Here is a 12,533-nt window from a genome sequence, read left to right as displayed (position 1 = left end):
CTTACTTCGCCCCTTCCACCAGTTGAATGTACGAACCCGGCTGCAAGCTGGCGCCGCCTACCAATGCGCCGTCAATATCGCTCGCTCCCATATATTCGCGAACATTCTCTGGCTTCACGCTTCCGCCGTACTGAATGCGGACCGCTTGCGCCACTTCCTCATTGTACAAGCCGGCGACGACGCTGCGGATGTAGCTGATCGAGTCATTTGCATCTTGAGCCGTCGAAGATTTGCCCGTGCCGATCGCCCAGATTGGCTCATAAGCGATGACGACAGTCTTCGCCTGCTCCGCGGACAGACCTTGGAACGCCGCTTCCGTCTGCACTTTGCACACGTCGTTCGTCTTGCCGGCTTCGCGCTCTTCCAGCGACTCGCCGACGCAGACGATAGGCGTCAGGCCATGCCGGAACGCGGCATGCATCTTCTTATTCACGATCTCGTCCGTCTCCGCGAAGTACGCGCGGCGCTCGGAGTGACCGATAATGACATAATCTACGCCGAGGTCTTTCAGCATCGCACCGCTGATCTCCCCGGTGAATGCGCCGGAATCCTCAAAATGAAGGTTCTGCGCGCCAATCTTGATGGATGTGCCCTTCGCTGCTTCTACCAAAGCCGGCAAGTTCGTGAACGGTGCGCAGATGACGCTTTCTACGCCTTCTACTTCCGCCTTCCCTTTCACGTCTTGAATGAAAGCGACGGCTTCCGGGACCGTTTTGAACATTTTCCAGTTCCCTGCAATAATCGGTTGTCTCACGCAAGCTCAACTCCTTCTGCACAGCAGAAGCGGCGGGATCGCCGCTGCCGCTTCACTTCCTTACTTATCGTTCAATGCCACTACGCCAGGCAACTGCTTGCCTTCCATGAATTCGAGGGACGCGCCGCCGCCAGTCGAGATATGATCCATCTTGTCTTTCAGATGGAACTTCTCTACCGCTGCCGCGGAGTCGCCGCCGCCGATGACCGTATATCCTTCGGTCTCTGCGCAAGCCTGAGCGACCGCGCGCGTTCCGTGAGAGAACGGTTCAATCTCGAACACGCCCATTGGTCCGTTCCATACGATCAACTTGGAGTTCTTGATGACATCCGCATAGATCTCACGCGTCTTCGGTCCGATGTCGATACCTTCCCAATCCGCCGGGATCTCGTCGATAGCGACGATCTTCGTGTTGGCATCGGCGCTGAAATCATCCGATACGACGATATCGACCGGCAGGTAGAAATTCTTGCCGAGCTGCTTCGCCTTCTCGATGAAGCCAAGCGCGACATCCAGCTTCTCGTTGTCGCACAGCGATTGGCCAATCTCGTAGCCTTGCGCCTTGAAGAATGTGTAAGCCAGACCTCCGCCGATAATGACGTTGTCCGAGATTTCCAGCATTTTGTTGATGACGTCGATTTTGTCTTTGACTTTGGAGCCGCCGATAATCGAAGTGAACGGACGTTCCGGATTGGACAACGCTTTGCCCAACACCGACAATTCCTTCTCCATCAGCAGACCGGATACGGCTGGCAGATGATGCGCGATGCCTTCGGTCGAAGCATGCGCCCGGTGCGCTGCACCGAAAGCGTCGTTCACATACACGTCCGCAAGCGCTGCGAACGCCTTCGCCAGTTCCGGATCGTTCTTCTCTTCGCCTTTGTGGAAGCGGACGTTCTCCAATACGACAATGTCGCCGTCGTTCATGCGGTTGATCTCCGCTTGCACTTGCTCGCCGATCGATTCGTCCAGCTTCTTGACCGGCTTGCCGAGCAGCTCGCTCAGGCGGTTCGCCGCAGGCGTCAGGCGCATCGACTCGACCACCTCGCCTTTCGGACGTCCCAGGTGGCTCGCCAAAATAATCTTGGCGCCTTGCTCGGCCAAATACTGAATCGTAGGCAATGTCTCGCGAATCCGGGTATCATCGGTAATCTTGCCGTCTTCCAACGGCACGTTGAAGTCTACCCGCACAAATACGCGCTTGCCTTTTACGTCGATGTCACGCACGCTTTTCTTGTTCATCTCGCGTTCCTCCTATCACTCGCATGAACGGGCCTCTCTTCGAGAAGCTTGCGTTCATCGGCTCCATACGGTTCTGTTCTCTGTCCGGTATGCGGTGCTGCCGCGGCAGCTTCGCTCTGTATTCGCTCTCTATTCGTTCTGTATTTGTTCTCTATATCTTTTGTTGCCGCTCTTTCTAAGTCTAATCGGGCTCTATCTATTTTATATCTTGTACGGTTCGGTTCGTATTCCTTACGGAATCGTTCACGGGCTCTCTCCAGCCCTGCCGCCCTGCTCCCAGTCCACGGTTGGACCCGGCAGGAGCGTCTCTATCTATCGTTCGGCGCCGGATCAGTACGTTCATGCCCGGCTTCTCTATTCGTACTTGTATCTATTCGGTCAGGTTCTCGATATGCCGTACGCGCACGTATGCATGGATCAAAGAGGAGCCCTTTGCGGTTACTCCTCTTTGATTGTCAATGCTATGCGATTACAGGCCTTTTTTAGCGATAAAAGCTACCAAGTCAACAACGCGGTTGGAGTAGCCCCACTCGTTGTCATACCAAGATACGACTTTTACCATATTGTCGCCTACAACCATCGTCGACAGCGCGTCGATTGTGGAGGAAGCTGGGTCGCTGTTGTAGTCGCTGGATACGAGCGGCTCTTCGGAATAGTTCATGATGCCTTTCAGCGGGCCGTTAGCCGCTTCTTTGAGGGCACCGTTTACTTCTTCAACCGTTACGTTTTTGGACAGTTCAACGACCAGGTCCGTTACGGATACGTTAGGCGTAGGAACACGCATAGCCATACCGTTCAATTTGCCTTTCAGCTCAGGCAATACCAAGCTAACCGCTTTTGCAGCGCCTGTAGTGGAAGGAATGATGTTCTCAGCAGCTGCGCGAGCACGACGCATGTCTTTGTGCGGCAGGTCAAGAACGTTTTGGTCATTGGTGTAAGAGTGAACGGTCGTCATCATGCCTTTCACGATGCCGAACTTGTCGTTCAACACTTTCGCGAATGGAGCCAAGCAGTTCGTTGTGCAGGAAGCGTTCGAAATGATGGTGTGGTTAGCAGCATCGTATTTATCTTCGTTAACGCCCATAACGATCGTGATATCTTCGTTCGTAGCAGGTGCGGAGATGATAACTTTCTTCGCGCCGCCTTTCAAGTGCATTTCAGCTTTGTCTTTCGCTGTGAAGATACCTGTCGATTCAACAACGATTTCAACGCCGTTAGCGCCCCATGGCAGGTTCTCAGGGTTGCGCTCAGCGAAGACTTTCACTTCTTTGCCGTTAACGATGAGCGCGCCTTCTTTGGCTTCTACCGTAGCGTCCAGTTTGCCGTGAGTCGTGTCATATTTCAACAGATGAGCCAGAGTTTTGACGTCTGTCAGATCGTTGATTGCGACAATTTCGACTTCCGGATTGCCCAGAGCTGCACGGAACACGTTACGACCAATTCGACCAAAGCCGTTAATACCCACTTTCACCATGATGATTCCTCCCATTTCCTAAGTAGATTGATTTTTATTGCTCAAGACGGCCCGTAGGCACATCGAGACCACTATGCTTCAATACTTCAACCGCTGCCGCTTCATCAATGACCAGAATGTCTTCATGCCCGTGGCGCAGCACGGCTGCAATGGCTTCGCCCTTGCTCTTCCCGCCTGCGACGGCGATTACCACTTCGGTACGCGTAATGTCCTCCAGGCGCAAGCCCAGAGACAACATCGTATGTACGACGCGGCCATCCCGGTCGAAGTAATACCCTAGCGCTTCGGCGACAGCTCTCTTGCGCTTCAATTCTTCCCGTGTGGCTTCGTCTACCTTCCGGCGCGCAGCCATCACTTGGGCGTCTCCGATGCCGTGCACGACGATGCGCGCTTGCCGGATAACCCGCAGAATCTCCTGAATATTGGGCTCTTGCTTCAACGATTGGTACGCTTCTTCGCTCAATTGATCGGGTACATGAAGCAGTCGGTATTGAGCTCCTACGCGCTTAGCCATCGTCGAGGCAATCGTATTCGCCTGGTATTCCAGACTCTCTCCCAATCCCCCTCGGGCCGGTACGAACCAGTTGCCCTTCCATGGTGTGGCGCTCGTCAATTGATCTGCCACCGCAGCCAATGTGGAGCCGCCGGTCACCGCGACAACATCTTCCTTGCCCATGACGCTGCTGAGAGCGCTGCATACTGCCGTGCCCAATTCATCCTTCACGGCAGGCGACACATCCGAATCGCCAGGCACGACGATGACCTGAGTCAGTCCGAAGGCCTGACGGATGCTCTCCTCCAGATGGCGCATGCCGAGCAGTTCGCCCATCAAGGGCTCCAACTGGCGGACAAGCTGCCTGCCTTCCTCGCTGATGCGCATGCCCATGCTGTCGATCTCGATCAGGCCCTGCGCCTTCAGCAGGTCCGTCTCCGCCCGCAGCACGCGCTCGGTCATCTGCAATGACGTCGCGAGCGTCCTCCTGCCAATACAGTCGGACAACATGATCTGATGCAGGATGGTGTAACGCTTCTTCAACAGTTCGATGAGTTCGGGCAGCAGTCGCTTCTGTAATTGTAACCAATCACGCATTTCTCTCCACTCCTGCTCCGTAACCAACCATTGGACCAAAAACGTCCCATCGCAACGATTTGTGTCCCACCATTATTCTAGCGAATAATCGAGCAACTTGCAAGTATCCCGCCTCTATAATGGGCAAGGAAAGAATAACTTATTCATTGTATTGCCCAGCAGACGGCTGATTATATCTCCGCTATCGTATCCTTACCCATATATAGCTCTTTTTGGACAAGGTAAGAGTCCGGCTTCGGCCGGGAAACCGCATAGATTCGGGAATGGCCTTTACGAAAAATCAATGGTGGTGTAAAATGAATGACAGTCAGTCATCCTGTTTTCCGGCCAATCATTACTTCGTCTGGCGTGCAAAGCACATCCTTGATTCGCTGGCTGGATGAACCGCGCCGCCGGGAAGAAGAATTATGTTACATCATCACGCGTTCCGTGCAGCACACCATTCTCACGCATGAATGTCCTGCTGCATTGGCATTGTAAGACAAGAGGAGGTTTTATTATGGCTTGGCTGCTTGTGCTTGTCGCCGCCTTAATGGAGATTGTGTGGGCTTCCGGCCTGAAGTACGCATCAACGACATGGGAATGGATCGGCGTTATCATACTCATTACAGTCAGCTACCTATTGCTTATCCAATCCTATCGGAGGCTGAACGTCGCTATCGCATATACCGTGTTCGTCGGCATCGGCACGATCGGCACCTATGTGGCCAGCATCTATCTGGGTGAAGCGTTCAACGGGTTGCAAATAACGTTCCTGCTCGTGCTGCTGACCGGCATTATCGGCATGAAGCTGTCGACCCCGAACCGCGAGGAGTGCGGGAACCGTGAAGGGAGTGAGTCCTAATGGCCTGGTTTTATTTAATCTTGTCCGGTCTGGAGGAGATCATTTCGGTCGTCGCCATGAAGTATGCTTATGGCTTCAAGAAGAAGACGCCGCTTGTCATTATCACGCTCGGGCTCGTCGCCTCCATTTATTTGCTGACCCACGCGATGAGCGTCATCCCTGCCGGGGTCGCGTATGCGGTCTGGGCCGGTGTCGGTGCCGTCGGGATTACGCTCGTCAGCTTGTTCTGGTTCAAGGAGCACTATACCCGGAAGCAATTCTTTTTCCTGGCGTTGATCGTCGTCGGTATTATCGGACTCCGCCTGACAACCTGAGCGTAGTTCTGGTGTTCGCTGCCCGTCTTTATCGGGTCTTATTCATTTCATTTATTTTACTCTTGCATTCCGGTGGCCTATCCACTATAATAAATTTTGCGTCTTCTGATTGTGCGCCCGTGGTCCAATGGATATGACGTAGGCCTCCGGAGCCTGAGATCAAGGTTCGATTCCTTGCGGGCGCGCCAATAAGCATCTTGATGATGCCTTTGATATGAAGCGACATATTTTAACGAATAGCCTACAGACATTCAGAACATCTCGAACCGCTCCTTCCGCATAGGGAGCCGGGGACGGATGTTTTTTCGTTTTTGCTGTAAAAAGAGAGACGGCCAAGCGGCCGTCTTTTTTTAGATCTCCGGGCCGAATTCCTTCACTGGATCCGGCTTCTCTTGCATGCAGCCCCGTTTCTCCGGCCTACTGCCTATCGAACACAAACCGCCAGCTGTCCTCATGAATCGGCCGCTTTGCCGTCAGGCGTACCCGATAGATCGTGCCGCCCCATGCGCCACATAGCCGCTCGTCCTCCAGCTCGATCAGCTCCACCCGGGTATTCCACAGCGTCTCGTCATACGACATGCAGGCCTTCGGGGCCCCGGCTTCGTCGACCAAAACTATCCGGCCGGACTCGAAGCGCGGCTCATAGACGCACATCCAGTTCAGCGCCACGTCGCTGCTCGGCGCCTCCAGCTGCACCGTCTCTTCTACAATGATGCGGGAAGCGGATCCACCCTCGCCTTGCCCGCTCCCCCCTGGCTTCTCCCGCAGCAGCGTGAAGGTACGTGTCCATTGGCAAATGCCGGACGCGGCAGGATAGGCCGGGGCAATGTCAACCGTCAGGCGCGATAGGCCGTCTTCCGCTTCATGACGGACTTCACCCGACCGGAAAGTGCGCCCAGGCGCTTGCTCTGCCCCGTTCACCGTCGGGACGTTGTGATATCCGGACTGCATCGTCCAGATCGAATACCGTTCCGGGCTGAACGTCTTCGCCGTGTAGGTGCCGACGCCAGCGTCGATCCACAACGGGCATTGATCGGCATAGACGATGAAGCTGCCGATGTCATTATGGTTGTGGCTCTCGTCGTTATGGCCGCCCTTCGCGGCCAGGAACCAGCCGCGGCCGTCGCCCCGCTCCCGCGCCACCATCACTTCCACGCCCGGCATCCAGCGGTCGAGCGGCAGCGCCGGAGGCTCCGCCGCAGGCCCTTCCATATCCGGAAGCGCGAACAGGTCGAAGAGCATCCGCTGCAGGCTTGGAATCTCCTCGCCCTCCCAATAGCGATGCCCTCCCTGCCGGCGGTAGACATGCCGCCCGAAGGCCTCCAGCCGGGCATCTCCGACCGCCTGGCCGAAGCGGGCGATCAGGCCGGCAGGCACGGTGATTCTCGCCGCCGAATCGGCGAAGTTGACATACGCATCCCCGCCGATATGCATATGGAGAATATAAGCGGCCATATTCCGGATTTTCGGCTCATGGAATACATCAATCGCACCGTCCGTGGCGCCATGCAGGAGCTGCAGGGCATCATACAGCGAAGCGGCGGCCCGCACCCAATAAGCAGGCCCTTCATCACACCCGCCATCCTCTTCATAGGAAGCGATGAACCGGTCGAGGCTGCGAAGCGCCTTGTGGACGAGCGCAGCACGGCGCTCCGCCTTCTCCTCGGCGAGCAGCAGCACGGACAGGCAGTTGGCATTGCACCATGGATTCCAGTTGTTGATGAGGAGATCCGGCTGGAACGACATCCACCAGTAGCCGTCCTCCCGCTCGTACGAATCGAGGATGCGCGTCTGCAGTTCCCGGCGAAGGCGCTTGCCCAGCGGGGGACAATGGTCATCCAGCGCATCTCGGAGCACATAGTACGACCAAGCCAGCATGGCTGCCGTCTCTCCGGCGCCGAGATCGATGACCGGCCGATCGATATCGGGAAGCGATTTGCTCTTCACGCGGCTGACCCCGTTGAGATGAGCCGGCCAGCACCAGGTACTCTCCTCGCACATCGCCCAGATACCGTTCACGATATCATCCAGGAAGCGCCCCTCATATTCCATGCATTCGGCCAGTACGAGACGGGCCAATGCCTTGCGGCGCGCGAAATAGGGCTCCTGGTACCGGGTCCGGTTCCCCGTCCGGACATAATCCATATACAAGGTGGCTGGCAGCGCTGGCCACTCCATGCCGAGACAAGCCTCTGCCTCGCGAATCCAGAACGACCGGACTCCATCGTCCAACGCCACCCAAGCGTCCCGCCGCGCAGCGGCCGGTACCGGTTCATAGACAGGGATTGGAGCTAGCGCCGATCTGATCACGTCCGGACGATACTTATCTGTCAGCATAAATCATAGCCTCCTTTTCTTTTGCCATGCTGCTTCCGAATCTAGACGTTAGCGCTTTCAATTATGCTATACTAGAACATATTTACCCCGACATTTTGAAAATGTTAGGAGGCACCGCCCCTTGCTTGCTGCCAAGACTCACAAGTTCTCCCATCTGCTGCGTCCGGTCGGCCATAAACAAAAGATGCTTATCTCCATGCTTCTGTTGGCGACCATCCCCGTGCTCGTGCTCGGGCTGACGATCTCGAACGTCCTGACCTCCACCATCCGGGAGCAGGCCACCCTATACAACACGACGCTGCTCCAGCACGCTCAGAGCAAAATGAACGATCAGATCAAGAAGATAGATGAACTGCTTCTTCAATATACGTATTCCGACAAGCGCGCCTATCCCGGCATTCTGGCCCAATTCGCCATGAAAGAGCTGTCGCCGCGCCATCCCGAAGTTGTCCGTCAACTGCAAAATGTGCTCGTCAATATTCGCAGCGGCATGGAGCATGTCGTCGAGCTTGATTTCTATTCCTTCCAATCCGAACGCATCCTGACCTCGGACAATCATTTGCTGACTGAGGAAGAGTTCCGCGATCCGCTCGCGCTGGACCGGGCGAGACATATCTCGCTGCAAGGCGTCTGGATCGATACTCGCACCAGCATTCCGGCTAACCATCGCATTGACCGGAACGTCTTGACGTTGATCCGGCCCGTCGCCGAAGATTCGACTGAACGGAAATCCATCTCCGGCGCCATCATCGCTTACCTTGACGCCGACACGCTCGGCAATCAGATGTCAGCGAAAAACAGCTACTCCACCCTCTCCCTGTTCGCCGTGAACGGTCAGGGCCAGATTATGCTCGACACCGATCGGAACCAGATCGGGCGCATGATAAGCGCCGACAACCTGGAGCAGATCAAGAACGCCGAGCCGCTCGCCGAGATTCGAACCCGCTTGAACGGAGTGGACTCCGTGCTAAGTGTCCTGCCCTCCCGGAATCAGGACTGGTATTACATTTCCGCCATCGCGGAAGACGAGCTGAACCGCAGCGCGGACCGGGTGCAAGGATTGACCCTCGGCATTTCATTAACCTTCGTGGCCATCGCTGCCCTGCTCTCGCTGCGCGCAGCGACCAGCCTGTACCGTCCTGTAAGGAAGCTGACCCAGGCGATCCAGCCGCTCCGTTCGTCCAAGCAATGGCATGGACAGGACAACGATAATGAGATCGAGCAGGTGCATCACGCGATCAAGTCGATGATCTACGAGAACCGGCAGCTCGAGAGCAGCCTGAGCCGCTATCGCGACAAAATGGAGCAGCACACGTTGCATCAATATTTGCTGGGCAGCATTCAGGAGCATGAGGCGCGGGCAGACATCCAGTACGGCAGCAGCGCGTCCTACATCGCCATCATGCTGCTGACCTTCGATCCTTGGAAGCTGCATGCGAAGTACCCGCATGACGATCAGTACCTGCTTTATTTCGCGGTCGAGAACATGGCGCTGGAGCTGGCGGAACGCTACGGCCAAGCGTATTCGCTCATGATGAAGCCGGGGCAGTTGGCCCTCTTCATCTCCCATTCCGAGCCGCTTGAGCCGGATCAATTGAAGCAGGCGAGCGCCGATCTGCTCCATGCGATCGAGACCTATTTGCAGCTGACGGTGACGCTCTCCGTCTCCTACTCGCTCCAAGGACTCGGCGGACTGCCCGATGCCTACCGGCAAGCCGAGCAAGCTTCGCGTTACCGGTTCGTGCTGCATGAGGATCAAGCGATCTTCATCCATGAGCTGGACCCGGCGCTCAGCTTCCAGCTGGAGGATATCACGGAATCGACGTACAAAATCTTGGACAGCCTGAAGGCCGCGAAGCTCGAGCCTGCCCGGGCCGAGTTCACCCACCTGATGGAGGGACTGAAGGAAGGCGCCATCTTCTCCGTTGATTCGGTGCACGGCTTCTTCTCCCAACTGCTCGGCTCGATGCTGCGCTGCATGGAACACCATCACGCCATGGAGTTGGCGCCGGAGCTGCAGCGCATGCTGCTCAGCACCCTGTCCGCCCAGCAGACGCTCGGCGATGTGGAAGCCTTCTTCCTGACCGAGGTGTTCGGGCGGCTGAAAACATTGCTGGACGAGCAGACCCACCCGAAGCATACGGAACGGATTGAGCGTGTCATCGCCTATATTCATGAGCATTATGATCAGGACATCTCGCTGCAGCAATGCGCTGACGCCATCGGGCTGAACACCTTCCAGGTCAGCCGCTTGTTCAAGAAGCATACCGGCTGCAACTTCGTGGACTACGTCATTACATACCGCATTGAGAAGGCGAAGGACATGCTGCTTCATACCGATATGCGCATTCAGGATATCGCCGCCAAGCTGCGCTACACATCGGTGCAGAACTTCATCCGCACGTTCAAAAAGACGACGGGCACGACGCCGGGACAATACCGCAAGCAGATGGCCGAACAGGAACAACCATAGGGCAGTAAGCCGTGGCTGGAGGAAGCGACGGCTCCCCGTTCTCGCCATCCTTAACGCGGGCAACATTTGTTGATTCCTCCGCTTACTCAGCCGATTATGGTGACTGCACCTCCGGTGCAGGGGCTGATCTTCACTGCCGGGATCCCGGTCTGATGGCCACTCTTAGCAGCGTTGCCGGTCTGATGGCTACTCTTAGCAGTGTTGCCGATCTGACGCGCCTCATTGCTGCAAGACCAGTCTGACGCCACACTATTGGGATGCGATTCCCGGCCTAGTGCCCCATCAATACTGTAAAAGTGCAGGATTTTCAACGGAGCCTCTTTTCGCCAAAGTGAGTCCTGCAAAACTACATTAATTTTAGCCCTAGACGGGCCAAAGTCGGAATAAGCGAGCAAAATCCTGTATATTTGCAGGAATATTGGCGAAATTTCCCTAAAATGATAATAAATGCTGCATATATGCAGGATTGGTGCGTCAGGCGGCAGAAAGGTGGTATGAGAAGCAACCACGCAATGACCGCCCTAATGCGAGCCCGATCATCATCGGGGTGAAGCGAGCATCTGGCGGGGGATGCAAGTTATCTCGCGTACCATGCTCTTGCCCCGCCATGTGCAGCACACACCTGCACACCCACGCCAAAAAGCAGCAGGCCTGGAATGCCTGCTGCAATGGCGCTAGCCCTTCACCGCGCCGAGCGTCAGTCCCTGCACGAAATAGCGCTGCAGGAACGGATAGAGCACGACAATCGGGAACGATGCGAGCACGACCGTGGCCATCTGTATCGAGACCGATGGCGGAAGGGGCACGTTCGGATCGAGGTTGGAGAAAATATCCGCCTGTCCGATCAGCACGACTTGCCTCAGCAAGATTTGAAGCGGCCATTTATCCGGATCGTTCAAGTACAGAATCGCCGAGAAGTATTGGTTCCAGTTGCCCACTGCATAGAACAAGGTGAATGTCGCCAGGATGGGCAGAGACAGCGGGAACACGATACGTCCCAATATCCGCAAATCCCCGCATCCGTCGATGCGTGCCGATTCAATAACGCTCTCCGGCAGCGATTCGAAGAAATCGCGCATCACGAGCATATTGAAGGCGGAAATGGCTCCGGGGAGGATAAGCGCCCACAGCGAGTTGATGAGCCCGGTCCCCTTCACAATCAGATAGGTCGGGATCATGCCGCCCCCGAACAGCATCGTGAACAGCACCAGGAACATGATGACCCGCCGGGCGCTGAATTGCGGCCGGGAGCATACATAAGCCAGCAGCGCCGTCAGAATCACATTGATGAACGTGCCGACGACCGTCAGCCACACCGTATTTTTCAACGACAGGAAGAAGACGCCCGTATCGAAAATGTAGCGGTAAGCCTCCGTCGTCCAGGTCGACGGCCAGAGGATGAACCGGCCGGACAGGGACTCCTCTGTCGTCGCGAACGACATCGCGAAGACGTGAATGATAGGCAGGATCGTAATGACCGCCAAAACGATGAGCAGTGTTATATTAATGAAGTTGAACCACCGATCCCCGCTTCTTGCGCGCATTAACACAGATATTCACTCCTTTCATGCCGCCGTACGCTTGATAGCCGCGCAACTGCGGTCATGCACTTGTGGCGACGCGCCTGTGGTTGTGGACGTTCGCCTGCGGACACGTGCCTCAGGGCATACGGCTCAGGCTGCGCGCCTGCGGCCTTCGCGCCGCGAACCGCGGCAGCGCGCCGGCCAACGAACGCCAGAGGCGATCCGCGACAGCTCACGCCGGCCAAGAACATCAGCTGCCAAACGTGGCAGCACACGACAGTCAGCGCACGCCTGATGCCATCTGCGTCGGCACACACCTGCCAATTAACGCAGACTGCCTACACCGGCAGCACACGCCGCCCTGCTAACGCCGGCTGCCTACCGCGGCCGTGCACGACAGCCGCGGACGGCGGAAGCCCACGTCAGCTGCGCACCCCAACCGCCAACCGCGGCGGTGCACGACAGTCAGCGCATGGCGGCTT

At 56.3% G+C, this 12,533-nt stretch carries 9 protein-coding genes and 1 tRNA gene; 4 read left to right on the top strand and 6 right to left on the bottom strand.

Annotation, left to right across the window (positions count from 1 at the left end; genetic code table 11):
* Position 1: 1 nt before the first annotated feature.
* The 4 genes from tpiA to FLT43_RS18100 all read right to left on the bottom strand — a co-directional run bounded on the left by tpiA (position 2) and on the right by FLT43_RS18100 (position 4,560).
* Entirely contained in the window at positions 2–754 is a 753-nt protein-coding gene (tpiA, locus tag FLT43_RS18115; protein WP_087440241.1) for a triose-phosphate isomerase, read from the bottom strand.
* 60 nt (positions 755–814) lie between these two features.
* Positions 815–1,996 carry a phosphoglycerate kinase gene (locus FLT43_RS18110; RefSeq protein WP_087440242.1) on the bottom strand — a complete coding sequence of 394 codons (1,182 nt, stop codon included), beginning with the start codon at positions 1,994–1,996 and terminating at the stop codon, positions 815–817.
* Positions 1,997–2,465: 469 nt separating this feature from the next.
* Positions 2,466–3,473: a type I glyceraldehyde-3-phosphate dehydrogenase gene (gene gap, locus FLT43_RS18105; protein WP_174818160.1), complete on the bottom strand. Its 1,008-nt coding sequence runs from the start codon at positions 3,471–3,473 to the stop codon at positions 2,466–2,468.
* A gap of 31 nt (positions 3,474–3,504) precedes the next feature.
* Positions 3,505–4,560, bottom strand: a complete 1,056-nt coding sequence (locus tag FLT43_RS18100) for a sugar-binding transcriptional regulator (protein WP_087440244.1) — start codon at positions 4,558–4,560, stop codon at positions 3,505–3,507.
* Between the two features lie 499 nt (positions 4,561–5,059).
* Between FLT43_RS18100 and FLT43_RS18095 the strand changes: the two genes are divergently transcribed.
* The 3 genes from FLT43_RS18095 to FLT43_RS18085 all read left to right on the top strand — a co-directional run bounded on the left by FLT43_RS18095 (position 5,060) and on the right by FLT43_RS18085 (position 5,906).
* Complete coding sequence (locus FLT43_RS18095; protein ID WP_087440245.1) at positions 5,060–5,404, top strand: DMT family transporter; 345 nt, start codon at positions 5,060–5,062, stop codon at positions 5,402–5,404.
* The gene (locus FLT43_RS18090; RefSeq protein ID WP_087440246.1) at positions 5,404–5,718 is read left to right on the top strand and encodes a DMT family transporter; all 315 of its coding nucleotides are present in this window, start codon (positions 5,404–5,406) and stop codon (positions 5,716–5,718) included. Before FLT43_RS18095 ends, FLT43_RS18090 begins: the two co-directional genes overlap by 1 nt.
* A gap of 113 nt (positions 5,719–5,831) precedes the next feature.
* Positions 5,832–5,906, top strand: a tRNA-Arg gene (locus tag FLT43_RS18085).
* A gap of 229 nt (positions 5,907–6,135) precedes the next feature.
* Here the strand turns inward: FLT43_RS18085 and FLT43_RS18080 are convergent.
* Positions 6,136–8,055: a heparinase II/III domain-containing protein gene (locus FLT43_RS18080; RefSeq protein ID WP_087440247.1), complete on the bottom strand. Its 1,920-nt coding sequence runs from the start codon at positions 8,053–8,055 to the stop codon at positions 6,136–6,138.
* 121 nt (positions 8,056–8,176) lie between these two features.
* Here FLT43_RS18080 and FLT43_RS18075 point away from each other — a divergent pair, with 121 nt between their 5' ends.
* Positions 8,177–10,528, top strand: coding sequence for a helix-turn-helix domain-containing protein (locus tag FLT43_RS18075; protein WP_087440248.1), 2,352 nt, complete (start codon positions 8,177–8,179; stop codon positions 10,526–10,528).
* A gap of 674 nt (positions 10,529–11,202) precedes the next feature.
* Here the strand turns inward: FLT43_RS18075 and FLT43_RS18070 are convergent.
* Entirely contained in the window at positions 11,203–12,072 is an 870-nt protein-coding gene (locus tag FLT43_RS18070) for a carbohydrate ABC transporter permease (protein ID WP_087440249.1), read from the bottom strand.
* Between the last annotated feature and the right edge of the window lie 461 nt (positions 12,073–12,533).

It is taken from the genome of Paenibacillus thiaminolyticus (genome assembly GCF_007066085.1).
GTDB classification, from domain to species: domain Bacteria; phylum Bacillota; class Bacilli; order Paenibacillales; family Paenibacillaceae; genus Paenibacillus_B; species Paenibacillus_B thiaminolyticus.
The sequence above is the reverse complement of the archived record's forward strand: the minus strand, read 5'-3'. Positions and strand labels throughout refer to the sequence as shown.

Coding starts and splice junctions, on each gene's coding strand:
- FLT43_RS18110 (WP_087440242.1), bottom strand. CDS start 1,996: ATGAACAAGAAAAGCGTGCGTGACATCGACGTAAAAGGCAAGCGCGTA.
- FLT43_RS18100 (WP_087440244.1), bottom strand. CDS start 4,560: ATGCGTGATTGGTTACAATTACAGAAGCGACTGCTGCCCGAACTCATC.
- FLT43_RS18095 (WP_087440245.1), top strand. CDS start 5,060: ATGGCTTGGCTGCTTGTGCTTGTCGCCGCCTTAATGGAGATTGTGTGG.
- FLT43_RS18090 (WP_087440246.1), top strand. CDS start 5,404: ATGGCCTGGTTTTATTTAATCTTGTCCGGTCTGGAGGAGATCATTTCG.
- FLT43_RS18080 (WP_087440247.1), bottom strand. CDS start 8,055: ATGCTGACAGATAAGTATCGTCCGGACGTGATCAGATCGGCGCTAGCT.
- FLT43_RS18070 (WP_087440249.1), bottom strand. CDS start 12,072: ATGCGCGCAAGAAGCGGGGATCGGTGGTTCAACTTCATTAATATAACA.